The organism is Gimesia maris, assembly GCF_008298035.1.
Taxonomy (GTDB): Bacteria; Planctomycetota; Planctomycetia; order Planctomycetales; family Planctomycetaceae; genus Gimesia; species Gimesia maris.
Map to the genome: position 1 here is coordinate 1,823,530 of NZ_CP042910.1, position 25,179 is coordinate 1,848,708.

Sequence of the window (25,179 nt, forward strand, 5' to 3'; positions counted from 1 at the left end):
GGAGATAAATGCTTATTACGTATAATATTACAGGTAAAGTACGTTTTTTCGGCAAGCTGGATCGTGTTTCAGATTAAGAAACAAAACCACATGAAAAAATCAGTAACGACCCTGGATCCCAATCTTCCTGACTCTGCTGTATCTGAGGACATTCATACAGAAGGGACGGAAACGTGTCGTCTGGTGGAGAAGCCGATTCTGTTTTTTGATGGGGTATGCGGTTTATGTAATTCCAGTGTCGATTTTGCAATGATTCGAGATCGGCAGGCACGGTTGTATTATGCACCTCTCCAGGGAGAAACTGCACGCGAATTATTAAATAAGCAGGATCTGGCAAGTGTCGATACGGTTATCTTCCGGACTGCGGATGGGGCACACTGTTATCGCCGATCTGCGGCAGTCGTCAGGCTGTTGTGGCTGCTGGGGTTTCCCTGGAATCTCTATGGATGGTTGTTGTGGTGCGTTCCACTTCCGATCCGGGACCTGGGATATCGACTGATTGCGAGAGTTCGCTATCGCCTGTTTGGTAAACATGATACCTGCCGAATGCCAGGTCCTGATGAGCGTGCCCGTATCCTGCCTTAAACGAATTCCATTTTAAGTTGATAAAGAGACCGTTATGCGATTGATGCCGTTGAAATGCTTCCTGCTGACAGTATTGGTATTCATGGGGTTGAAAGGGGAAGTTTCAGCGCAAACGCAGCCGACGGAAAAGCCCAATTTTATTGTTTTCATTGCGGATGACATGGCCTGGGATGACTGTGGTGCTTATGGGCATCCCAAAATTCAGACGCCCAATCTGAATCAGCTGGCTAAGGATGGCATGAAGTTTAACCATGCTTATTTGACCTGCAGTTCCTGCAGTCCGAGTCGAGCCAGTATTATCACGGGCCGCTATCCACACAGCACGGGAGCGCATCAGCTCCATCTACCCCTGCCCGCCAGCCAGCTAACTTTTGTCGAGAAACTGAAAGCTGCCGGTTACTATACCGCTTCAGCCGGGAAGTGGCATCTGGGGACACCTACGGAAAGTAAGTTCGATCTGGTCACGACGAAGATGAACGAGTGGGTTTCGACACTGAAGCAGAGACCGAAAGAGAAGCCGTTTTTCATGTGGTTTGCCTTTACTGATCCGCATCGACCCTATCAGCGGAATATTATTGACCGACCGCATACCAATGAAGATGTCGTCGTGCCCCCTTATCTGCCCGACACACCGGAAGTACGGGGGGACCTGGCTTTATACTATGATGAGATTGCCAGGCTGGATGGCGTCGTCGGCAATGTGCGTAAAGAACTGAATGTGCAGAAGGTGGCGTCCAACACGGTGATTATCTTTTTGAGTGATAACGGGCGTCCTTTTCCCCGCTGCAAGACAACCATGTATGACAGCGGAATTCGAACTCCCTGGATTGTCGCGTGGCCTGCTGAAGTCAAAGCGGGGAGCGTTTCTGATTCCCTGATCAGCTCGGTCGATCTTGCGCCGACCGTACTGGATCTGGCAGGTTTGCCAGTCGGAGAAACTTTTCAGGGAAAAAGTTTCCGCAAACTGTTGAAGAATCCGAAAGCAACCACCCGCGGTTTAATCTTTGCAGAGCACAACTGGCATGACTTTGAAGACTTTGGTCGAGCCGTCCGTTCGCCGCGCTATAAATACATTCGGAATTTCTACACCGATATTCCGGGAACTCCACCTGCAGATGCCGTTCGCAGTGATACGTACGTTAAAATGCTGGAACTGCGTGACGCGGGGAAACTGACCGAAGATCAGCAAAGCTGTTTTCAGATTCCCCGACAGGAAGTGGAACTTTATGACGTACAAACAGATCCACATGAATTACGTAATCTGGCAGGAAATCCGGAGTATGCCGAAGTTCAACAGGAATTGCGAACAGCCCTGGATCAGTGGCAGGAGGAGACTCATGACCGACTGCCTCGCACCCGTCGACCGGATGAATTTGATCGGGAAACCGGTCAGCAGTTGCCTGCCTTCCGTAAAAAGTAGTCGGCCCTGAATCAATTCCGATATTTGTTGAAACGTCCCAAATGAGTTTCGGGTAAGACTGTTATGAAGCTACTCACAATATCGAGTTGAATTATGGACGCACCTGTGAACTCAAAGCTGACACCGGTTTCCGATGTGGAACAGACAACGACTCTGCAGAAAACAGGGGTTGTTGTGATGTGTGCATTTGCGTTACTGATGCTCTATTTTTTACTGGCGGGGCCAATGGTCTGGATCGAAGGTAAGATGAAGTTTCCTCCATTTTCCCGATCTGTGAAAGTCATCTATTCACCACTGGCACGGATTGTGAAATCGGATCTGGAGCCGGCATCCAGTGTTGTCAAAGCCTATGTGGGTCTGTTTAAAAAATAACGAGCTGTTGCATGAATGAAAGCGGGCCACAGACCGAACCAGAAGTTGATCAGGCAACATCTGTTGAAATACCCCGGCGCACGTTTCGCTGGAAATGGGGACTGGCGATTCTGCTGCTCGGAATCGCTGCGATTGTTTTTAACTGGTTTCGACTGGCACCAGACCGGACTTACCAGGTGTTCTCGGTCTATGAAGGGATCCGCAATATCCTGGTGGGCTTACTCATCTGGTGGCTGCTGTTTTCAGGTTTAGCCTGGAAGACACGCTTCCAGGGTCTTGGCGGTGCCGTTCTGGCATTCGTTCTGTTCTTTGGCCTGCTGCGCGTGGAAAGTTTTGAGGGGGACATGGTCCCCCGGTTTCGATTTCGCTTCTCGCCGACTCCTGAAGAACGGGCAGAAGAATATTTCAAACAGATCAATAACAAATCTGTCGCAAACGGGGAAGCATCGGGACAGATTCCGGATGTGGTCCCGGGGGACTGGCCCGGCTACCGGGGTGCCAGCCGGAATGGGATCGTGGATGAGCAGTTCATTCGAACCGACTGGAAAACAGATCCTCCCGAATTGATCTGGAAGCATCCGGTCGGTGCAGGTTGGGGATCGTTCTGCATTGTCGGTGATCGGGCTTTTACGCAGGAGCAGCGAGGCGACGTCGAAGTCGTAGTCTGCTATGACGCGTTGAGTGGAAATCAACTCTGGGTTTCTGAAGATGAGGTACGCTTTGAAGAGACTCTGGGGGGAGTCGGGCCGCGCGCGACTCCGACCTTCGATCAGGGTTTTCTTTATACAGTGGGGGGCACGGGAGTGCTCCATTGTTTCGAAGCGGCTACCGGTATTTCAGTCTGGTCTCACGATCTGCTCGAAGAACAGAATCAGAACAATCTGCAATGGGGTATGTCCGGCTCCCCGTTGATCTGGGAAAATCTGGTGATTGTGAACCAGGGGCTGGCTGTGGATCCATCCGAGCTGGGCCATCGTTCGATCATCGCTTTTGATAAACGGACCGGCGAGCAGGTCTGGTCGGGGGGGACCCGAAAATCGAGCTATAGTTCTCCCCAACTGGCAGAATTACAGGGAGTGCCTCAGATCCTGGTGTTTCATGCAAAAGGGCTGGAAAGTTTTGCGCCGGCTGACGGTCAATCCTTGTGGTTCTATCCCTGGACGAACCAGGCGGGCGTCAACGCCGCCCAGCCAATTGTGATAAATGATTCCTCGATCTTTATCGGCTCAGGATATGGAGTTGGTTCGGCGCGACTTTTGATTGAAAAGTCCGGAGAGGATTGGACAGTGAAAGAAGTCTGGACAAGTAACAGTCCCAAACTGAAATTCAATTCCGCAGTGATGCATGATGGATTCGTTTACGGACTGGATGAAGGCATCCTGACCTGTTTTAACCTGGAGAATGGGAAACGAATGTGGAAAAAAGGACGCTATGGTTATGGTCAGATGCTGCTTGCAGGCTCAATGCTGCTGATTCTGGCAGAGGATGGCAGCGTGGAACTGGTGAAAGCGGATCCTGACGAATATTTCCAGGTGGCGAAAATTCAGGCGATCAGCGGACAGACCTGGAATCATCCCGCTTTGGCTCACGGCAAACTATTTGTGCGAAACAGTGAAATGGCTGCCTGCTACGACATCTCAAAGAACTCGCAAAGAGCTCCCATTAAAAAAAGGGATCGTTAGAGCGAACTTTTGAAGCTTTGTTTTCGTTCGTTCAGCTCTTGAACGGAATCGTGTAAAGCTAAGTAAGATCTACGGATTGTACTTGACGGAGTGGAGCGGGGGTTGCACAATAGACGATAAATAAACACCCACCTATGTGTTTTGACTTCCTCCAACGTATTGAAACTGACTGAGTTTCGCTACGTCCCGCCTCAGACGGCCAGACTGTCTGAACGACATTGCAGAGAACGGAAGAAAGGAGACCCATGTTTCGCGCGAACATGCGAGTTTACGTTTTGCTGCTGATTGTGTTCTACCTCCCGGTGAGATCATTTTCCGTCATGGCCGCAGATCTGTCACAGTCTGCTGATGAGGCACTGGTAGCTCAAAAGCCGAACCTATCCGCTGGTCCTGCTCTGCATGTGTTAATCGACAAGTTTGTGCAGAACCGTCATGCCGATTATGCCAGGCTGGCGTCTCCACTGAGTGACGATGCAGAATTTCTGAGGCGGATCTTCCTTGATCTCACGGGGCGGATTCCGACGATCGAACAGACGCGAGGTTTTCTGAATGATCAACGGCCCGACAAACGTGCGGTTCTGGTCGATCAGCTGTTAAACTCTCCCGAGTACGCCCGCTTTGTGTCGCAGCGTCTGGATGTGATGCTGATGCAGCGGATGAATAAGAAATATTTCAATGTCAGCACGTGGGAAGAATACCTGCGAACCTCCGTCGCTGAGAACAAACCGCTGGATCAACTGGTACGTGAAATTCTTTCAGCGGATGGCTCTGATAAAGCGCACCAGGCAAAAGCCCGATTTTATCTGGCCCGCAGTGGCGAAGTGAACGAACTGACGCGTGATATCAGTCGAATTTTTCTGGGGGCCGACCTGACGTGTGCCCAGTGCCACGATCACCCGGAAGTTGCGGACTGGAAACAGGATCATTACTACGGGATCTCGGCGTTTCTGATTCGCAGCTTTGTGTTTACGGACAAAAAGAAGAAGCAGACAGTCTTTGCGGAGAAAGCCGAAGGCGAAGTCAAATTTGAATCGGTATTTGAAGTTCGTGACAAAACCTCCAAAGGTCCCGAGACAACACTGCCCGCTGTGTTTGACAGCAAAAAGATTTCTGAACCCACATTTAAAAAGGGGGAAGAGTATAAAGTCAAACCGGCCAAGGATGTTCGACCGATTCCCAAATACAGCCGTCGTGCTCAACTGGGCAATGCGATTACCAGAGAGAATCGCCGCTTTGCGCGAACAATGGCGAATCGATTATGGGCGATGCTGCTGGGACGGGGAATCGTCCATCCTCTTGATGCAGACCATTCGGATAATCCTCCCTCACATCCGGAGTTGCTGGATGTCCTGACAGATCAACTGATGGCACATCAGTATGACCTGAAATGGTATCTGCGCGAAATCGTTCTGAGCAAAACGTATCAGCGCTCGAGTGCCAACGAATTGTTTGAGGATAAAACGGCGAATGACTTGTCCGATGCCCAATTCACTCACGCGTTGATGAAGCCTTTGAATCCGGAGCAGTATGCCTGGGCGGTCATGGAAGCGACCGGACTGGCAGAAGTACATCGAAACAGTCTGAAAACGAAGTTGAGTGAAGCAACACTTCGGAAAAATCTGCTGGGCTATGAAAGACAGTTTGTATCCCTGTTTGGTGGTGTGCCGGGTGAGCCCGTTAAAGAATTCGAAGCGACTGCAGATCAGATTTTATACCTGTCCAATGATCAGCGGATTCAGGTGATTCTGCCGGCGCGGCCGGGAAATCTGGCTGATCGACTCATGAAAATTCCAGCGGATCAAACCGCAAAATTGGCAGAAGAACTGTACCTCAGCGTCCTGACAAGATCACCCCTTCCCTCTGAAAAGCAAGAAGTGACTACGCTACTGGCAGGGAAAAAAGGGTCAGATCGGGCAGTGGTCGTCACTGATCTGATTTGGGCGTTGTTAATGTCATCGGAGTTTCGCTTTAATCACTGATCAAATAGATTGAAATACAGTCCGACATACGGAATACAGGAAAAAGGTGTGACAATGCGTTGTAACTATGCTTGTGGATCACATGAATCACTGACGCGTCGCTCTTTTATTGGTGGCTCTGCCGCTGGTGCATTAAGTATGCTGGGCTTCGGTGGAATGACCCAGGTGCAGGCAGCGAAAAAACTGGCTGCGCAACAGAAGCAGGTGGTGGTGTTCTGGCTGTCCGGTGGGGTGAGTCAGCTGGAGACCTGGGATCCCAAGCCGGGGACGGAAACAGGAGGCCCTTTCCAGGCGATTAACACGTCAGCACCTGGTGTGCAGATCAGCGAACTGCTGCCTTACACGGCGCAGCAGATGCACCATCTTGCGCTGGTGCGGGGGATTAACACCAAAGAAAACAATCATGGCAAAGGAGCCTACATTATGCAGACCGGGCGGAAAGAACAGCCCGGGTTTGCATACCCATACCTGGGTTCCTCGTTTTCCAGTCATCTGTCTCCCGCCGACAGCCCGCTGCCGGGGTATATTTCTGTGGGAGCCGGGGGGTCTTCTAAGGAAGCGACATTTCTGGGACCCCGCCATGCACCACTGGTTTTGTCGGGAGGTAAGGCGCCAGCGAATCTGGAGATGCATTCTTCCATGACGGCGGAGCGAGACGCGCTCAGGCGGAGTCTGAGAAGTAAAGTCAGTCAGCGATTTGAACAGAAACGCAAAACCGCGCATACCGAAGTCTATAATGAGTCGTTCGATCAGGCGGCGGCGTTGATGTCCCGGCGGGATATTTTTGACTTCAGTCATTTTTCTGATAAAGATGTGGAACGCTATGGCAAACACGATTTCGGTCAACACTGTCTGATGGCGCGTCAGTTGATTGAAAAAGGCGTGACGTTTGTCAAAGTGGGCCATACGAACTACGACACTCACTCCGAGAATTTCAATTTTCATATCGAGCAACTGGGGGAATTCGATCGGCCTTTTGCGATGTTCATCTCGGACCTCTATGATCGGGGGCTACTGGAACATACTCTGATTATCTGCATGTGCGAGTTTGGTCGTACACCCCGAATTAATTCGCGCATAGGCCGCGATCACTGGGGAACAGCCTGGTCCATCGCCGTGGGCGGAACCGGAATCAAAGGGGGCGCGGTTTCAGGTAAGACGAATGAGACCGGTACCAAAGTGATTGATCGTGAAGTCAATGGCGGGCATCTGTTCCACACCTATTACCAGGCGGTCGGACTGGATTCGACAGAAGAGTTTTATCCCAATGGTCAACCGATTGCCAAAGCCGATCCCAAGACTGAAGCAATCAAGGAGATTCTGGCGTGAGTGGATTACCAGCGCGGCGGTTTCAATTCTTGTGTCTGCAGACAGTGGCGATGCTGTGCTGTGGAACGGTTCCAGCGACGGCGGATGAATCAGTTGATAAAACATCTGCTGCCGAATCTCCGCTCCAGGCAGTTAAGCCAATCCTCATTCATGGGCCAACGCAGTTACCAGCTGCTTTAAAATTTGCGGAACAGGATGCTGCCAAAGCGTCAAAACTTACTGACGCTCAAGCGAAAGCCGTCAACCAGATCACTGCAGAACTGAAGCAGGCCGACTCTGAAATCAGTAAGCTTCAGGCCGAGATTCAAAATGCAAAACAGCAGATCAAAACCGAAACGGATGCTTTAAAACAGCTGCAACAGCAACTGAAAGCGATTTCGGAGAAGAAATCAGACGACAAAAAGACGGAAGTTCAAGCAAATGAATCAGCTGAAGCCGCGAAACTCAAGGCTGAAACACTTTCACAGGAACTGAAACAACTGCAAAAGCAGTTGAAAATGCTGGAACAGTCGCTGCCTGAGAAGCAGAAGCAGCAGGCAGATTTGAAAAAGCAGTCAGGAGCAGCTGAAAAAATACTGACGGATCAACAGAAGAAAGAGAGTCAGTTTCAGGAATTCGCTGAGCTGTTTCGCAAGCAGACGCCTGCAGCAGATCCCACGCGATTTCGTGAAGTGGCTGCGTTTTCCCATTCGCGTCCGTTGTATTCCTGTAAGATCGACGCGAATGGAAATTACCTGCTGGCAGGCGCCCAGGGTTCCGCTTTTAACCGTTGGGATCTGGTGAGTGCGGAGAATACGGAGTTGCTGGGACATCAGAGCTGGGTCCGCCGATTTGATGTAGGGCGTTCTGATCCGTTGTTGATCACGGGCGCGTATGAAGGGAAGATCGCCTGGTGGGATCTGGAGTCGGATCAACCCAAACCACAACATTTAGTTGCGGCCCATAAAGGTTATGTGCGCGGAGTGGCCATCAGCCCTGACGGAACTCTGGTAGCGACAGGAGGAAATGACTGCCTGGTGAAACTCTGGTCGGTCAGGACGGCGAAGCTGGTCCGGACCCTGGAAGGTCACGAACATCAGGTATATAACGTGAAATTTCACCCGAGTGGCCGCTGGCTGATTTCAGGAGATTTGCGTGGGAATCTGAAACAGTGGGATGTCAAAACCGGGGCACTGGTGCGTGATTTCGACGGAAGTGCAATTTATAAATACGATAAGACTTTTCATGGGCATATTGGCGGCGTCCGAGGTATGGATATCAGCCGGGATGGCAAATATTTCGCTATCAGCGGGATCGGTGAAGTTTCGAATGCCTTCGCCGGAATCGGGGTGCCAACCGTGATTCTGTTTGACTGGGCGACCGGCAAACGACTGGCGATCATGTCACCCGATGATAACTTTAAAGGAACCTGCTGGGGCGTCCGCTTTCATCCCGAAAACGATTTTATCACCGCGGTTGGCGGAAATTCATCTGGGATGATCTGGTTCTGGAAACTGGGGGAAGAAAAACCATTCGCGTCGGAAAAAATCAAAAGTGTGCCCTATGATCTGGATTTCCATCCGGATGGTCTGCGGATGTGTGTGGCCTGTTTTGACAAGACAGCACGCCTCTATCATCTGGGCCCTGAAACGCCGACTGAGCTGGCAGCCAGAACGAAAGACAAGGCAAAGAAAAAAAAGTGATTAATTTGCAGGAGGGACACGCCGCACCGATTCCTGTTCTGCGAGCTGTTTGAGTTTTGCGAGCTGTGATTTCAGAATTCGCTTTGTAAACCAGCTGAATAACACTCCCATGAAGCGATAATAAAAGGATGTGTATTCCAGCTCGCAGTGATAGTCCAGTTCCGTTTTTCTGCCGAGTGAAGTTAATTCATATGTGACTTTGATTCGATGTGCGGGATGGGACAGTTTCACAGCGAGCAGCGACGGTGGTTCGTATTCGGTAATGATCCCTTTGTATGTTTGGGTATTCAGGCCTTCTTTAATGGAATGGATGAACTTTGTCCCTGCTTTACTTTCTGGTTTTTTCCCCCTGGGATATTCAACCGATTCCAGCCCTTCCATCCAGAGCTTCATTTTTTCATCGTCATTCAGGTAACTGAAAACAAGATCAATCGGTGCGATGATTTCCTGATGGTGTGTAATTTCCAAAGCCGCTCTCTCCCCGGTTGATCGTGACTTGTCGCTTGGGATTTAAATCTAAAACGCATCACATTTAACCATAGCGTCCCCTGACTAATTCTACTTGGTCCAAATAGCCCTGGAGACGCTACTGTAAAACGGGACACAGTCTTCAAGTCGATCACCAGTATCAATGGTGAATTTCCAGTTGTAGCTCACGCAGCATTCTATCATGCTTTTACTTCCGGTGTGGTCACGTTTGCAACTGTATGCTGAAATTTTATTTAATCTGGTCGAACACGAAACTGTGTCCAGTTGGCTGTTCAGGTGAGGCAGAAGTGATCTGGCAGGGGAAGGAACCTTAAAGATCAGGTTCTGCTGACTGTGAAAACCGGTTTCATTTTCAGGTCTGCTGTTCTGCAGATTGCTTATTGCAATGCCTCAAATGCCGCTGTAGGATGCTGCGTGAACGCGAGCCCCGCCAGTTAATTCTCAGATAAAATTGATTCCGGATAACTCGATTCAGAGGAAGGCAGAGCATCTGCTCTGCGGAGCTTCTCGTAAATCGGTAATTCCAGCAATCGCGCGACTCCCGACTGAGAAGAGTTGCGCTTCAGATGGAGCTGATCCGTTTCATAATCGTGTTGCAATTTTAAACTCACCAGGGCCAATTGAATGTACTTACTGGCAATACCGTGCCTCCTGATGCTCGTGTACTTTGGGATCATGTACCTGTACTGGGGACGGGGCTGCCTTCGGCTTTATGAGCAGAACCGTTCCGGTGCCGATTTGACTGAATATCAACCTCCGGCCATCGTACTCCTGCCGTTGAGGGGCAATGATCCATTCCTGATACACTGCCTGGAGGGGTTGCTCAATCAGGAGTATCCAGAATATTCAGTGAAGATCATTGTGGACCACGTAGAGGATCCTGTCTTTCAGTTTGTCAATCAGTATCTGGAGCAACACAGTCATCCCCATTGTCAGGTCAGCGTGCTGGAATCACGAAGCGAGAACTGCGGGTTGAAAAATCAGTCATTGCTCCAGGGGTTATCAGATCTGTCTGAAGACGTCGAAGTGGTTGCCTGGCTGGATGCAGATGTAGTACCTCACCGGACATGGCTTCGAGATCTGGTACAGCCTCTGCAGAATGAGCAGGTCGGCGTCGCTTCCGGCATCAGGTGGTATGCGCCGCGAGAAGCGAATGTGGGAACCCTGGTGCGGTATATCTGGAATTCTGCAGCTGTGATTCAAATGCTGGCGATGGAAATTGTCTGGGGTGGTTCTGTTGCGGTCAGCGGTCGTGTTTTTCGAAATCCCCGGTTGGCAGAAGCCTGGTCGAAGATGATGTGGGAAGATACCTATTTGAACACACTGGCTGGCCAGCTTGATCAGAAAGTTGTGTTTGTCCCCGCTGTCACCATGGTCAATGAGGAATCTACGTCTTTGAAATCCTGTTTTCAATTCATGACCAGGCAATTGATGAATGCCCGATTTTATCATTCTCGCTGGTTGTTTATTTGTGGACTCGGCCTGTTTTCTGCGGTTGCTGAATTGACCCTGATTGCACAACTGGGATTGTTTTTGAATCAGGGGAATCTGCCCTGGGTGGGGATGATTCTTGGCGTCATTGCGTTTACCAGCGGATCGGTAGGATATGTGGTATACCGTCTGGACCTGCAGATCAGACGTTTGATCGCAAAACGGGGAGTAAATGTGGAACGCCTGCCACTCACCGCTGTGTTTGTTCTGATACCGACTCTGCTTGTCTATTGCGCGGCGTTGTTAGCAGCCAGGAGAACAGAACGTATTCGCTGGCGAGGTGTTATTTATAATGCGGCGGCTCCCTTTCAGATACAGATCGTGCATTATGAGCCTTATCAGCCTGCAAAAAAATCAGTAGAGCAAACCGAACAGACAAATTCGTCGATCATCTGAGATTGTCTGGCTGGCAGTCGGTACATCAGGCAGGAGGCAGTTCCAGCGTTCCTGCCTGTTCCTGTTCCAGCAGTTGTTTCAAATCATTGACCCAGTGTGAATGTCCCTGAGATTTGAGTCGCGCAATCAATGAGTGGATTTTTCCATTGTAGCCACGTCCCTGCGCAAGGAGCACTCCTCCCAGTCTGGTGCTCCAGGGGATTTTTGATCTGATGAAAGCTTGCCTGGTATTTTTCAATACAATCGGATCCCAGAACAGGCGACTGCGAACAGGCTGCAGTCCGAGGCTTGTATAAAGCTTCGTACAGCCGCTGAATTTCTGATTGGATTTCAGATGTGTTGAGTACCAGGGATGTACCAGAAAAAAAGGGGAGTGAGTAATTAACAGTCCGTCAACTTTCAGCCACTTCGTGAAATCGGCGAGGATGAAACTCGGCTCCGGGACATGTTCGAGAACATCCAGGCAGATGATCACATCAAACGAATCGGGCTCCAGACCTGAAATGGACTGGAGCATGTTGATTTCGGCATTGTTTTTCTTGAAGACCTGCTGTGCATAAGCAATACAGTCTGGGGAGACTTCGAAGTAGGTGACATCATGTCTGGTTTGCGACCACTGCAGGCTGTCAAAGCCCAGTCCGTCCCCATAGGCGAGGATTTTCAGTGGCTCCGGGAAACTGGCTTTCAGATAGTCACAGATCCAGTTGCGGATTTCCTGTTTGAGCGGCCTGCGATTCCAGACAGAAGTTTCATAGAGAAATGCATTCGTCGATGCATAAAATTCAGCCAGGTCTTCGCTCCAGTGATGGGGTGGCAACTGCCTGTCCTGCAAATCCGTTCTGACATTCCAGCCGAGGCATTTTTCTTCCTGAAGGAGTTTTGATGTAACAATCCGTTTATGCTCCCCGGAGATACTGGCGATCAGATCGATTAAATCCGAGTTCTGATTCAGTGGCCACGGTAGATCGGACTGTAGTTCCATACGATTCCATTTGAAAATGAGAAACGAAAGTTTGAGTGAGTTGTTCGTCAGTAGGTTGTTCGTCAGTAGAATGTCAAAAAACGCAGGACTGGGGGCGCCCTGCGTTTTATACGGTAATGCAATCCTGAAATGTTATTTGTCTTTTTTCTCGGCTTGCTTGGGAGCTTCGTTTTTTTCTGCTGGTTTCTCAGCGGGTTTCTTCTCGGCTTTCTTTTTAGCCGGTTTGGGCTCCGGTTTCTTTTCTTTTTCAGGTTCCGGCTTTTTCTCAGCAGTCTTTTTCGCTTCCGGTTTCTTTTCTACTGGTTTGGGAAGTTCTGGCTTTTCCGCTGCAACCGGTTTGGGTTCTTCGGGTAAGCCGATGACTTCCAGGCCGGTGATCTGTTCCTGCAGCGCCAGTCCCGCGGGGCGAGTGACTTTGGTCTGCCAGACATAAAGGCGTTTGAGCTTTTTCAGTGAACTCAACTGGGAAAGACCGGCGTCTGTGATTTCGGTGCCATACAGATTCAGATATTCCAGATTGGGAAGTTGCTGCAGATGCTTGAGACCGGCATCATTCACCTTGGTTTTTTCCAGGTGCAGGTGAGTTAAAGCTTTCAGATGCTGCAATTGTGCCAGTCCGGCGGAAGTCACTTCTGTGCCACGCAGATTGAGTGAATCGACTTTCGAGAGCCCTGCGAGGGTTTTGAGGGTTTCATCGGTGATTTTCTGGTCTGACAGGTGGAAGGCAATTTCGAGTCGGTCATCATTTTGCGCCAGTTCCAGAACGGACCCTCCGGCGGCGATGATTTTGGCTTTGGCCTGCTCGGTAGCGGGATCTGGTTTTTTATCCTCGGCTGACAGGTTAGCAACCTGAGTGATCGAGATAACGGAAATCAGCGCGACAGAAAAAAATCTCATTTTACCTATCCTTACTTTCTCTGTTGTTCATCGGATTTGGTGTCAAAGTGGGTAGCACATCACGGTCTGGCCAATCAGATCGACCGGTATCCTGAGTGAGTGATGTGCATTAAATCAATATGTGACATGGAGATACACCCCAATTTATCAATTCAACTGATCTTGATGCATTTTATCAGGAGAAACGGTCGTACGGAAAGACTCAACTCTCAAAATGTGTCCTTCTGCTTAGAAAATCCCCCCATTTGTATATTGAGCCGGCAAAGCAGAAATGGTCTCGATTCAAATCCAAAAATCTATTAACCTTCCGCCCGCGGAAGTTTCTGTTAATAGAATAGTAAAGTCTGAACTGGAAAGAATTAATGTCATCTGCTTCTCCTTCAGTCCCTCGAGATACCCTGATTCATGGTCTGGGACGTGGAGTTATTAATACGGTCTGCCTGCTGGGGGATCTGTTTCTGTTTGGCTGGGAAATGCTGGGATGGATTATTACCCGGCTACCTCCCCGGAGCAATCTCTGGTCGTGCATGTACCATATCGGGATTCAGAGTATTCCCGTGATCCTGATCACAGGTGGATTCATCGGCATGGTGCTGGCAGTCCAGTCGTATGATCAATTTAAGTTAATGCATCTGGAAAATCAGATTGGTGCCGTGATCGCCATTTCGCTGGTGGAAGAACTGGGACCGGTATTGGCGGCGATCATGCTGGCCGGTCGTGTGGGAACTTCGATGTCGGCGGAACTGGGAACGATGCGTGTGACCGAACAGATCGATGCATTGCGTGCGCTGGGAGCAGACCCGATTCATTATCTGGTGGTTCCCCGATTTCTTGCCTGCTGTTTACTGATTCCACTGCTGACAATTGTGGCCGACGCGGTCGGGATTCTGGGAGGCTGGTTTTTCAGCACGCAGATCTTAGGCGTGGATTCCTTTTATTACTGGCATTATTCCGAACAGTTTGTGTATGCCTACGATGTGATGGGGGGCATCTTCAAGAGTTTCTTCTTTGGTGCCGCGATTTCACTGATTTCCTGTCACCGGGGCTTTCACTGTGGTGCAGGTGCCGAGGGAGTGGGTAAGGCGGCGACAGAAGCGTTTGTGTATTCCTTTATTGTAATCATGATTCTGGACTTTCTGCTGGGGGTCACGATTGTGAACTTCTATCACTTCATGCAGTCCGTTTATCCAGGGGTCCTCAGATAACGTCTCCGTTCGAAATCGAACAGAAAATTATATACCATGAATGATCGAACCGCCAACGAGGGATATGTGATTGAACTGCGGAATGTGTCCCGCCAGTTCGGGACACAGCAGGTGTTGCGCGATGTTTCATTTGGAGTGCGTCGCGGCGAAACGCTGGTTGTGATCGGCGAGAGTGGATGTGGTAAGAGTGTGACCATGAAAATGATCATGAACCTGCTGCAACCTTCCCAGGGCGACGTTCTGTGGAATGATCGTTCGATTGCTGATCGCAGTCCGCGCGAACTGCATCGGGATCGATTGCGGATCGGTTACCTGTTCCAGGGAGCAGCGTTATTCGACAGTCTTTCCGTTTATGAGAATGTGGCCTTCGGATTGAAACAGAATACGCGATTAAAAACAGAAGAGATCGATCAGATCGTAGTCGAACGATTACGGGAAGTGGGACTGTCTGAAAGTATCAGTCAGAAAAAACCGGCTCAACTTTCCGGAGGGATGAAGAAACGGGTCGGCCTGGCCCGGGCACTGGCGATGACACCTGAAGTCATGCTGTATGATGAGCCCACCACGGGGCTCGACCCGGTCATGACTGATGTGATTAATGAGCTGATTCTGCAGACACGTGCCAGTCGTCCGGTAACCAGTATTGTCGTGACACATGACATGAGCACTGTCAAGAAGGTCGCTGATCGGATTATCATGCTGTATCCGCTGGCCCGATTGAATGCCACGGAAGATCAGATTGTGTTCGAGGGGACGGCAGAGGAAGCGTTTCAGTCTGACTTGCCCCGGGTGCATCAGTTTGTCCATGGCGAGGCCGGTGACCGGATTCGTGAACTGGCCGAAGCCAGCTGAGCCAGATTGTTCCGAGACAGAGAAAAGTAATTTTTAAAACCAGACCAGAGTAATTGATCTCAAGGATGAGATCAAAATAGAGGTTATTTATGACGGACCGCCAGATTCAATTTCGTGTAGGACTGTTTGTGATTTCTGCAATGATCACGGGAGCCGGAATGATTTTTCAGTTCGGCCAACTGGAAACACTGTGGAAGAAAAAATATACGATCGCCATGAGGTTCGAGTCGATTTCAGGCGTGCATCAAGGTACCCCTGTCGTGCGCCACGGGATCCGGATTGGTGAAGTGGATAAAATTATTACCAGTGACAGTAAAACGGGAGTAATGCTGCTGGTGAATATCAGCGAGTCCCAACATCTGCGCAAAGATGCCAGTCCGCAGATCGTCAGTTCGATTATGGGGGACTCGAAAATTGTGATCGAGCCCGGCGTCAGTTCCGAATTCCTGAATCCCGGCGACCGACTGGTGGGACGTGAGTCAAGTGATCCGATGGAGATCGTCTATCGTATGGAGCAACAGGTGACCAAGACCCTTGATGCGTTTTCCACGACCAGTAAAGAATGGGAGAAAGTAGCGAGTAATATGAATCGCCTGATGGAGACCAAGGAGGGCAACCTGGACGTGGTTATCGAACGGGCAGCAACTTCCCTGGAAGAGTTTTCGCTGGCGATGCGTAAGATGAACCAGATGATGACCAGTGTGAATCACCTGGTGGCCGACCCCGTGCAGCAGGAAAATCTGAAACGTTCAATGGCTGCCATGCCGGCCATGATTGAAAGCACGCAACGCACGATTGCATCAGTCGAAATTGCGGTGCAGAAAGCCGGGCAGAACCTGGATAATCTTTCCCAGGTGACTGACCCGCTGGCAAAGCACAGTCAGTCGATGGTGGTTAAAATGGATCGCAGTCTGACCCGACTGGACGCCATTCTGGCAGAGTTGAATTCCTTCTCGCGGGCGTTGAATGCGGGGGATGGCTCACTGAAAAAATTCATTTCGGATCCGGAGCTCTATCGGAATATGAACCGTTCCGCCAGCTCACTGACGGTGTTGTTGAATAACCTGGAGCCGATTGCCCGGGACATTCGCATCTTCAGCGATAAGATTGCCCGCCATCCGGAAGTGCTGGGTGTGAGTGGCGCCATGAAAGGGAGTTCGGGATTGAAGGAAGCCGGGGACCAACCTCAGCAGCAACCTTCCCGAGTCCGTCAGTCCGGGTTCTCGTTTCCTTCTTCAAAAGGCCCCTAGACAAGCGGCCTTTCCAGCAGGTCACTCGCTGATTGAGGTGGCTTTGCTCTCTGATGGTACTGTCGGCTTTTCATCTCCGCTGGCTGCTGCGCAACTGGTAAAATGGTGCAGATTTTCCAGGCTGGAAATTCAGCAGGAGCTGATGCGCAGATCAGTTATCGCCTGAGTGCCTCCCCGCAGCAATAAGATTGGAATTTCGATACTGAATTCCAGGTCGGTTGACTTTGATAAGTGCGAGGCTGTCCTCAGGCTGGTGTGACTTGGAGCGTGTTAAAGCATAAAAGTGGTACTGAAAGGGTTTGAAATGGGGCAAAAATGACAGAAATATGAGTGAATGGATGCTGACTGAAAAGTTCGAAATTAAGAAAAATGCCTTGTTTTCAGGGACTTTTACTGGTGAAGAAACGGCAGGTGTGAATGAATTCTCACATTGTGAAAAAAAGAGCAACGCGCGCGACGCATAAAACAAGGGAAGTATGCTGAATGCCAGGAGCGGGTCAAGTTGAATGTTTTCAGCGGAAATAGAGTTCTACTGGTCATATGTGTTACTGAAAAGCGAGCCCAACAGAGGCTCTCTCTGTGTTCAAGAAATTCTGGTTATGCGAATAAGAAGAACGGGTTTGGAAGTCTTCATTGTTTGTTCATTAAAACTTAACAAAACCTTGTATTATTTTGCGAAAGTGTCATTTTCTCCCCGGGTTCTATGTTCGGAACCACAATCTGACACAATGTCCTGCTTTCCAGTTTCACAGAGGGACTCGTGCGTACATCCTCATCGCGGCGTCTATTTCTTAAATCAGCGATTGCTGCTCCTGCAGCAGGTACTGTCTTTTCTCGTTTTCTGTCAGCAGTCGAAGCCAAAGGGCTTGAGAAAAGTGATTCCGGTCTCAACCCGATCCGGGATGAAACAACAGGGTTGCCTTTATTAAAGCTGCCTGAAGGGTTTCGGTACCAGTCATTCGGCTGGGTAGGGGATGTGATGTCTGACGGTGTAATCACGCCGGAAGGTCATGATGGGATGGGAGTGATTTCCCAGACCGGTGATATCGTAACGCTTTGTCGAAATCACGAAATCAAGGGGGCGAAAAGTTTTGGTCCGGCGGAATTGACCTTTGATTCCAAGGCAGGCGGTGGTTGTGCCAATCTGCAGTTCAATGTCAAATCCGGGAAGTGGTTGAGGAGCTGGACGAGCCTGGCAGGGACCGTGCAGAACTGCGCCGGCGGACCGACTCCCTGGGATACCTGGCTCTCCTGCGAGGAAACAGTGATAGGCCCGAAGGAAAGTTTCCGGGATGTGCAGTACGAGCATGAAAAACATCATGGCTGGGTCTTTGAAGTTCCTGCAGAAGGGAAAGCAACGGTCGAACCTCTGCAGGCATTAGGGCGTTTCGTCCATGAAGCACTCGCCATTGATCCTGCGGAAGGCACGATCTACGAAACCGAGGACCGTGACACCGCCGGTTTTTATCGCTTCCTGCCGAACGAACCTGAGGTGCTGACGAAAGGAGGCCGTCTGCAGATGATTAAGATCAAAGGAAAAGATGATCTGCGAACCGGCGCCAGAACTGGAATTCGCTACGAAGCAGAATGGGTTGATATTGAAGATCCCCTGCGTCGCAATACGCCGGGCAAAGAAGACGGTCTCGGGGTCTACTCGCAGGGAAAAGACAAAGGCGCAACGACGTTTGGTCGTCTGGAAGGCTGCTGGTTTGGCGATGGTGTTGTCTACTTTAACTGCACTAATGGAGGCGAAGCCGGACTGGGTCAGGTCTGGTCTTATTCACCCAAAGCACAGACTCTGGAGCTGGTATTTCAATCACCGCGCCATGAGATTCTGGACAGTCCGGATAATTTAACAGTCAGTCCCCGAGGCGGTCTGATTCTGTGCGAAGACGCTGATTTGAAACCTCTGCGTCTGCACGCCCTTTCGCGTAAAGGAGAATTGAAGACAGTTGCCGTCAATAACATTCAGTTGAAATCCGGTCAGCACGGGTCACTTGCTGGAGATTTCAGCGGTGGGGAATGGGCGGGGGCCTGTTTCAGTCCGGATGGAGAATGGCTGTTTGTCAACATACATGATCCCGGAGTGACGTTTGCGATCACCGGCCCCTGGGAAGAGCTGGGCGTGTAGTCGAGTGGGCTGTCGAATGAGCTGTGAGAGAGTGTTTTATGCTTTTCTGAAGGTGTAGGCTTTCATACGGGAAGTGTGAATTGTAAACTGGACAGCACGGAGAACCTGTATTCTTTCGCCTCTGGTTTACTGATTTTTCCTTGTTTTAAGCACTTCACCAGAAAGACGGTTGGTCTCAGAATCGCGTCATGTCTCTCAAGAACTACATCAAGAACGACCTGGAAATTCGCTTGCGGAGCGGTCAGGAACTACCCGCCCAACTGACTCTGGAATCACTGGCGGAACATTACCAGGTCAGTTTCTCGCCGGTTCGAATCGCGTTGGCAGAACTGGTAGAGGAAGGCCTGCTACAGAAAGGAACGAACCGCAGACTGGTTCGAAATGCAGAGCAGATCAAACCTCTCAAACAGGGGCAAAGTTCCGCGCTACCGGAACCGCCGGCGGATATGTTTGAAGTGATCACGAATGATTTTGTGAAGCTCAGCCTGAAAGGAGAGCCGGTCGATATCCGTGAAGAGGTGACTGCCCGCAGATACAAAATCAGTCGTTCTTCGTTGCGGATTATCTTAAACCGCCTGGCGGGGACCGGCATTCTGGATCATATTCCGCGACGTGGCTGGCGGCTCAGGCCGTTTCGCCAGGAAGACATGCAGGCCTTTCTGGAAGTGAGGGAACTGCTGGAGCTTAAAGCTCTGGAACTGGCGAAGCCTCATCTTAAGGAAGCAGACCTGCAGAAGATCCTGGACGGTAATGTCATTCCACAGTCTGCGAAAGAAGACGTACAGATCGATAATTCTTTACATGAATATCTGATCGAAAAAGCGGGTAATTATTACATCAAAGACTTTTTTCAGCGACAGGGCAGGTATTATGATATCCTGTTTGACTGGGAAGATCAGGACCGGGAAACCGCTATTGAAACGGTCAGACAGCATCAGGCCATCCTGACAGCTTTAATCGAGCAGGACTGGCGGTCGGCACGTAAGGCATTGTCCTATCATATTCGGGATAATCATCCGATTTTGAGTAAGATCATTAAGGAAAAATAAATCCGACCCATCTCTCGCGCCAGGTTGTATTTTTCATTTGCTTAAGAACGCCGTTTCTGTCTGAGACAAAAGAAGTAGTCAGATGAGTGAATATTCCTCTGCAGAAATACGCGAGAAAGTCGACGAAGTCTACCGGACGGATTCACGTCGTGTCTTTGCGACGTTGGTTCGTCTGATTGGTGATTTTGATCTGGCTGAGGAGGCGATGCATGAAGCTTTTGCTGCTGCGGTCGAACAGTGGGACCGTGATGGAATTCCTGCCAATCCCCGATCGTGGCTGGTATCAGCTGGGCGTTTTAAAGCCATCGATCATATTCGCCGTCGTGTCCGCTTTGATGAAGCACAGCTTGAAGTGGCACAAAGACTGGAAGGCATCGCCGGTCTGAATGCCGAGAAGTCGGATACTGAGGTCGAAGATGACCGCCTGCGGTTGATTTTTACCTGCTGTCACCCGGCGATTGCACCTCAGGTACAGATTCCGCTGACCTTACGCGAAGTGTGTGGCTTGTCAACGGAGGAAATCGCCAGCGCGTTTCTGACTTCGCCTTCCACAATGGCGCAGCGAATCGTACGGGGTAAGTCGAAGATCCGTGATGCGGGCATTCCCTATGTTGTGCCCAACCGGGCTGATTTGCCTGAGCGGCTGGATGCTGTGCTGACAGTCGTGTATCTGGTTTTCAACGAAGGCTATTCAGCTTCGTCAGGCGATTCTCTAACACGTAAAGATTTATCCGAAGAGGCGATTCGACTGGGCCGTCTGCTGCTGGATCTGCTGGAAGACCCGGAAGTGAAAGGCTTACTGGCGTTGATGTTGATCCACGAATCGCGTCGTGAAGCCCGTTCGACTACTGACGGAGATCTGATTCTGCTGGAAGATCAGGATCGTTCGTTATGGGATCAGGAAAAGATCCGGGAGGGAACAGCACTGGTGGGGCAGGCGATTGCCTCCGGTGAAGTGGGCAGTTATACGATTCAGGCGGCAATCGCATCCGCCCATGCAGTCGCTTCACGCAGCGCGGAGACTGACTGGTCACGTATCGTTTCCTGGTATAATCTGCTGTTACAGGCCAATCCAACGCCGATCATTGAATTGAACCGCGCCGTGGCAATTGCGATGCGTGATGGTGCAGAAGCCGGTTTGCAGTTAATTGATGCGATTCTGATTCGCGGAGATCTCAAGGAGTACCATCTGATTTATGCTGCCCGCGCTGATCTCTGCAGACGACTGGGGCAGATTGAGGCAGCCCGAGCCGCTTATGGGAAAGCACTCTCCCTGACGAATCAGACAGCAGAATCTCGGTTTCTGGAAAAGCGCCTGCAGGAACTGACGCACATCCAGGCTCAGTCTCAGTAAAGTCATCGATACGTAAGGGATTGCTGTTGCTGGTTTTATGTGGATGTGATTCCCTGTCGAAAGCGTCTTATTCTCAAAATGAAAAATGTTTCTGCCTGAATGTCGATTTCGCCGGGGCACGTTCGACTACTGGGTAAATAAGGTATTTAATTCTCAGCAGAAGTAAATACGGTTTATCATATTTCAGATGATCAATGGAGCGAGAACATGAATTCAGCAAAACAGAACACAGACGTCAAACCTGTTCCGGAAGGCATGCATACGGTCACACCACATCTGGTCTGCGACGGTGCGGCCGATGCGATGGCATTTTATGAAAAGGCCTTTGGTGCAGTCGAACAAATGCGGATGCCTGGACCGAATGGAAGGCTGATGCATGGCTGTATCAAAATTGGTGATTCGCAGGTAATGCTGGTGGATGCGAACAGCGATTGTGGCATTCAAGGTCCCAAAGAATTGAGCGGTTCACCTGTGACACTGCATCTGCAGGTGGAAGACGCAGATGCGTTGATCGAGCAGGCAGTCGCAGCGGGAGCCACATTGAAAATGCCTGTGACTGATATGTTCTGGGGAGATCGTTACGGGCAGGTGGAAGATCCGTTCGGGCATTGCTGGGCGATCGCGACACATGTGCGTGATCTGAGTCTGGAAGAAATTCAGGAAGGTATGCAGTCGATGTTCAGCCAGGGTTGATTTTTCTATTGTCTGTTTTCAGCTTCTTTATTACTCCAGTCATCAGGAATCTGGATCATGTCCAAGGTGCAGAAAATTACGCCATTTTTCTGGTTTAATGACAATGCCGAGCAGGCGATGGAATTCTATCTGTCGGTGTTTGAAAACTCAAAGAAACTGAATGTCAATTATTACGGCGCAGGAGGCCCGGGACCTGAGGGGTCTGTCATGGTAGCTGCATTTGAACTGGAAGGTCAGCAGTTTCTGGCCTTGAATGGCGGCCCCCGATTTCAATTTACCGAAGCGATTTCATTTGCTGTGAACTGTGATACCCAGGGTGAAATCGATGAGCTGTGGGAAAAGTTATCTGCAGGTGGAGAGCCGGGGCAGTGTGGCTGGTTGAAAGATCAGTTCGGACTCTCCTGGCAGATCGTTCCCAGTATATTGCCTGAGTTGATGTCAGATCCCGATCCTGCTGTTCCCGGGCGGGTGATGCAGGAATTGATGCAGATGGCAAAACTGGATATTGCACGTCTGCAACAGGCTGCGGCTGGAGAGTCATTGTAATTCAATAAATTTCACGATCAGATCATATACATTTCTGGGGAGAAAAAGATGAAATTTGTCTGTCTGGGCTACTACGATGATGCAACCATGGAAGGCAAAACGGAAGCTGAAATGGCAGGATTCATGGAAGAATGTTTTGCTTACGATGACGAACTCAGACGAGGCGGTCACTTTATCGGAGGCGAAGCGTTACAGCATGCGGAAGGGGCTGTGACACTGCGGATGAAAGGAGGGCAGGTGGCTGTAACCGATGGGCCATTCGCGGAAACCAAAGAGCAGATTGGTGGTTTGCTGTTTCTGGAGGCCCGGGATTTGAATCATGCCATTGCTCTGATGTCAAAGCATCCAGGTGTTCGTTTCGGGCCTTTTGAAATCCGGCCTGCGAATGATGAGATCAACGCTTTAATTAAGGCACGTGATACTGCTGCCGGGAATACCTGAAAGGCAGAGATCAGAAAGTCACTTTTTATTAAACTGACAAAAGGATAGTACGATGTTTGAAAAACCCCAGGCGGAACATAGCTGGCTGGAGCCATTGCTGGGAGACTGGTTGACGGAAGCGGAATGCCAGATGGGGCCGGGAGAGCCGCTGCATAAGTCAACAGGTGAAACCAGGTGTCGCTCAATGGAGGGAATGTGGTATCTGTTGGAAGGCAGTGGAGAGGAACCCGAGGGAGGCCGCTGGTCAACGCTGATGACTTTAGGCTACGATGCGAAAAAGAGTTGTTACACGGGAACATTCGTCGGGTCCATGATGACGCATCTCTGGCTATACACCAGTGGTATTATTTCGGAGGGTAAGAAGCTCATCTTGAATACAGAGGGGCCGAATTTTCACGGTGAAGGGATGACGTCTTATAAAGACATAATTGAACTGGTCGATGATTCACATTGGATACTCACAAGTGAAATCCTGACTGATGAAGGAAAGTGGCAACAGATAGTGACTTCCCACTACCGTCGAAAAACCTGAGTGGAGCAGCCTGGTTATGAAATTTATGTTACTGGTTTATGCAGAAGCAGATGCCTGGGAAGCAGAGGCACGGAAGCTGGCGACTTTGGAATCGGTCGCTTTGTGTCATGAGTTGGATGCGGAAGGACAATATTGTTCCGCTGCTCCCTTGAAACCTGTGACGACCTCTGTGAGTGTGCGAGTTCGTAAAGGAGAGGCACTTATCACTGACGGTCCCTTTGCCGAAACGACAGAGCACCTGGGAGGTTATTTTCTGGTGGATGTAAAAAATATAGATGCTGCCATCGCAGTCGCACGTCGTATTCCCGGAGCAAGAGTCGGTACCGTTGAGGTGCGTCCCGTGGTTGAACTTACTGATCTGCCTGAATCGAGATCATAAAACAGGATTCAATTTGACGTGAGTTATTGATTTTTATCGAAGTACTAAAGGTAAATACGATGAAATATATGCTGCTGATTTATGGTGAAGAAAGAAACTGGACCGAAGAGGAACGGTCTGCCTGCATGGAAGAATCGATGCAGATTTGTCATGAGTTGAATGACAAAGGCCAATACCTGGCGTCTTCGCCATTACATCTGGTTTCGACGGCTACCAGTGTGCGGGTTCGTGAGGACCGCCGCATTGTGACAGATGGTCCATTTGCAGAGACCACCGAACAGCTGGGGGGATATTATATTATAGATGTCGATCATCTGGACGAGGCGATCGCGATTGCCAGTCGTCTTCCACCGGCGAAGAAAGGGACTGTGGAGATTCGGCCCATTTTCGAGTTGCCGGAAATCCCAGTGAAAAAATAGACCGCAATGTCGAATCCGATAATGAATGTTCGATAATCGAACAGCAGTCGTAACAGATAGCAGTTCCGAGATGAACAGAGAGGGAAATCAAATGAAAGTCATGGTAATGGTCAAGGCCACTCCCAGTTCAGAAGCAGGTGAAATGCCGAGCGAACAGTTGCTGACCGACATGGGGAACTTTAATGAAGAACTGGTCAAAGCAGGAATCATGCTGGCCGGAGAAGGGCTGCACCCCAGCTCGCGCGGTGCCCGCGTTCGTTTTTCCGGTACCAATCGTACGGTGATTGATGGTCCGTTTGCAGAGACGAAAGAGCTGGTCGCCGGGTTCTGGATCTGGCAGGTGGATTCGATGGAAGCAGCGATCGAGTGGGTGAAACGCTGTCCCAATCCCATGTCTGAGGAGTCGGACATTGAAATACGGCCCATCTTTGGACCGGAAGATTTCGGCGATGAATTTACTCCGGAGTTACAGGCGCAGGAAGATCGGATCAGAACTGCTGCGGAGCGGTTGAACTCGGCAGAATAATTATCGCGATTCTCGAGTTTAGTGTTTCAGCGAACGAGAAATCAATCAGTCAATCATCACTCACATTGGATTCTGGAGTTGAAATGTCGAAAAAAGTATTCATAAACCTCCCGGTCAAAGACCTGGAGAAGTCGATGACATTTTATAAAGCATTAGGATATTCGATTAATGAAAAATGGACAGACGAGACAGCTGCGAGTGTGGCAATCAGCGAGGAAATTTATGCCATGCTGTTGACTTATCCTAAATTTAAGATGTTCACTCCCAAAGAAATATGTGATGCGACAAAAAGTACGGAAGTGCTGGTGGCATTATCCTGTGAGAATCGGGACCAGGTAGATGAACTGGTAAAAAAAGCTGTTGCTGCCGGGGGAAGTACTTATAATGAACCCCAGGATCATGGCTTTATGTATGCACACGGCTTCCAGGATCCGGATGGTCATATCTGGGAAGTGTTCTATATGGATCCTTCTGCAGCTGAGTGAATTTCAATCGCGA

The 25,179-nt window shown here is 50.0% G+C and carries 25 protein-coding genes; 22 read left to right on the plus strand and 3 right to left on the minus strand.

Annotated features, from left to right (window positions below; translation table 11 throughout):
* The first annotated feature begins 90 nt into the window (after positions 1-90).
* The 7 genes from GmarT_RS06920 (at position 91) to GmarT_RS06950 (ending at position 9,049) form a co-directional block, all read left to right on the plus strand.
* Positions 91-585, plus strand: a complete 495-nt coding sequence (locus GmarT_RS06920; RefSeq protein WP_002648588.1) for a thiol-disulfide oxidoreductase DCC family protein — start codon at positions 91-93, stop codon at positions 583-585.
* Between the two features lie 34 nt (positions 586-619).
* Complete coding sequence (locus tag GmarT_RS06925) at positions 620-2,005, plus strand: sulfatase family protein (protein ID WP_052301279.1); 1,386 nt, start codon at positions 620-622, stop codon at positions 2,003-2,005.
* 105 nt (positions 2,006-2,110) lie between these two features.
* Positions 2,111-2,377: a hypothetical protein gene (locus tag GmarT_RS06930; protein WP_149302502.1), complete on the plus strand. Its 267-nt coding sequence runs from the start codon at positions 2,111-2,113 to the stop codon at positions 2,375-2,377.
* Between the two features lie 11 nt (positions 2,378-2,388).
* Positions 2,389-4,059, plus strand: coding sequence for a PQQ-binding-like beta-propeller repeat protein (locus tag GmarT_RS06935; protein WP_002648585.1), 1,671 nt, complete (start codon positions 2,389-2,391; stop codon positions 4,057-4,059).
* A gap of 245 nt (positions 4,060-4,304) precedes the next feature.
* Positions 4,305-6,038 carry a DUF1549 domain-containing protein gene (locus GmarT_RS06940; protein ID WP_002648584.1) on the plus strand — a complete coding sequence of 578 codons (1,734 nt, stop codon included), beginning with the start codon at positions 4,305-4,307 and terminating at the stop codon, positions 6,036-6,038.
* Positions 6,039-6,092: 54 nt separating this feature from the next.
* Positions 6,093-7,367 carry a DUF1501 domain-containing protein gene (locus tag GmarT_RS06945; protein WP_002648583.1) on the plus strand — a complete coding sequence of 425 codons (1,275 nt, stop codon included), beginning with the start codon at positions 6,093-6,095 and terminating at the stop codon, positions 7,365-7,367.
* Complete coding sequence (locus GmarT_RS06950) at positions 7,364-9,049, plus strand: WD40 repeat domain-containing protein (protein WP_002648582.1); 1,686 nt, start codon at positions 7,364-7,366, stop codon at positions 9,047-9,049. Before GmarT_RS06945 ends, GmarT_RS06950 begins: the two co-directional genes overlap by 4 nt.
* Here the strand turns inward: GmarT_RS06950 and GmarT_RS06955 are convergent, their stop codons facing one another.
* Positions 9,050-9,517 (minus strand): SRPBCC family protein, encoded by a 468-nt coding sequence (locus GmarT_RS06955; protein WP_002648581.1) that lies wholly within the window; start codon positions 9,515-9,517, stop codon positions 9,050-9,052. It lies immediately after the preceding gene.
* 645 nt (positions 9,518-10,162) lie between these two features.
* Between GmarT_RS06955 and GmarT_RS06960 the strand changes: the two genes are divergently transcribed.
* Entirely contained in the window at positions 10,163-11,425 is a 1,263-nt protein-coding gene (locus tag GmarT_RS06960) for a glycosyltransferase family 2 protein (RefSeq protein WP_149302503.1), read from the plus strand.
* Positions 11,426-11,450: 25 nt separating this feature from the next.
* Here the strand turns inward: GmarT_RS06960 and GmarT_RS06965 are convergent, their stop codons facing one another.
* Positions 11,451-12,407, minus strand: coding sequence for a class I SAM-dependent methyltransferase (locus tag GmarT_RS06965; protein ID WP_002648577.1), 957 nt, complete (start codon positions 12,405-12,407; stop codon positions 11,451-11,453).
* Between the two features lie 132 nt (positions 12,408-12,539).
* Entirely contained in the window at positions 12,540-13,304 is a 765-nt protein-coding gene (locus GmarT_RS06970) for a leucine-rich repeat domain-containing protein (RefSeq protein WP_002648576.1), read from the minus strand.
* 362 nt (positions 13,305-13,666) lie between these two features.
* Here GmarT_RS06970 and GmarT_RS06975 point away from each other — a divergent pair, with 362 nt between their 5' ends.
* From GmarT_RS06975 to GmarT_RS07040, 14 genes are all read left to right on the plus strand, one after another.
* Positions 13,667-14,509, plus strand: coding sequence for an MlaE family ABC transporter permease (locus tag GmarT_RS06975; protein ID WP_002648575.1), 843 nt, complete (start codon positions 13,667-13,669; stop codon positions 14,507-14,509).
* Between the two features lie 36 nt (positions 14,510-14,545).
* Positions 14,546-15,361 carry an ABC transporter ATP-binding protein gene (locus GmarT_RS06980; protein ID WP_002648574.1) on the plus strand — a complete coding sequence of 272 codons (816 nt, stop codon included), beginning with the start codon at positions 14,546-14,548 and terminating at the stop codon, positions 15,359-15,361.
* 89 nt (positions 15,362-15,450) lie between these two features.
* Positions 15,451-16,611, plus strand: coding sequence for an MlaD family protein (locus GmarT_RS06985; protein ID WP_002648573.1), 1,161 nt, complete (start codon positions 15,451-15,453; stop codon positions 16,609-16,611).
* A 760-nt stretch (positions 16,612-17,371) separates the two neighbouring features.
* Complete coding sequence (locus tag GmarT_RS06990; protein WP_002648570.1) at positions 17,372-18,742, plus strand: alkaline phosphatase PhoX; 1,371 nt, start codon at positions 17,372-17,374, stop codon at positions 18,740-18,742.
* 188 nt (positions 18,743-18,930) lie between these two features.
* Positions 18,931-19,791, plus strand: coding sequence for a GntR family transcriptional regulator (locus GmarT_RS06995; RefSeq protein WP_002648569.1), 861 nt, complete (start codon positions 18,931-18,933; stop codon positions 19,789-19,791).
* Positions 19,792-19,873: 82 nt separating this feature from the next.
* On the plus strand, positions 19,874-21,145 hold the full coding sequence (locus GmarT_RS07000; RefSeq protein WP_002648568.1) for an RNA polymerase sigma factor: 1,272 nt from the start codon (positions 19,874-19,876) through the stop codon (positions 21,143-21,145).
* 207 nt (positions 21,146-21,352) lie between these two features.
* Positions 21,353-21,838 carry a VOC family protein gene (locus tag GmarT_RS07005; RefSeq protein ID WP_002648567.1) on the plus strand — a complete coding sequence of 162 codons (486 nt, stop codon included), beginning with the start codon at positions 21,353-21,355 and terminating at the stop codon, positions 21,836-21,838.
* Between the two features lie 57 nt (positions 21,839-21,895).
* A complete protein-coding gene (locus GmarT_RS07010) occupies positions 21,896-22,384 on the plus strand; it encodes a VOC family protein (protein ID WP_002648566.1) in 489 nt (162 codons plus the stop codon).
* Positions 22,385-22,432: 48 nt separating this feature from the next.
* Positions 22,433-22,825, plus strand: a complete 393-nt coding sequence (locus tag GmarT_RS07015; protein ID WP_002648565.1) for a YciI family protein — start codon at positions 22,433-22,435, stop codon at positions 22,823-22,825.
* 52 nt (positions 22,826-22,877) lie between these two features.
* A complete protein-coding gene (locus GmarT_RS07020; protein ID WP_002648564.1) occupies positions 22,878-23,357 on the plus strand; it encodes a DUF1579 domain-containing protein in 480 nt (159 codons plus the stop codon).
* A 16-nt stretch (positions 23,358-23,373) separates the two neighbouring features.
* On the plus strand, positions 23,374-23,736 hold the full coding sequence (locus GmarT_RS07025; RefSeq protein ID WP_002648563.1) for a YciI family protein: 363 nt from the start codon (positions 23,374-23,376) through the stop codon (positions 23,734-23,736).
* Positions 23,737-23,795: 59 nt separating this feature from the next.
* Complete coding sequence (locus tag GmarT_RS07030; protein WP_002648562.1) at positions 23,796-24,155, plus strand: YciI family protein; 360 nt, start codon at positions 23,796-23,798, stop codon at positions 24,153-24,155.
* Between the two features lie 91 nt (positions 24,156-24,246).
* Entirely contained in the window at positions 24,247-24,681 is a 435-nt protein-coding gene (locus GmarT_RS07035; protein ID WP_044239740.1) for a YciI family protein, read from the plus strand.
* 83 nt (positions 24,682-24,764) lie between these two features.
* Complete coding sequence (locus GmarT_RS07040) at positions 24,765-25,166, plus strand: VOC family protein (protein WP_002648560.1); 402 nt, start codon at positions 24,765-24,767, stop codon at positions 25,164-25,166.
* Positions 25,167-25,179 lie beyond the last annotated feature (13 nt).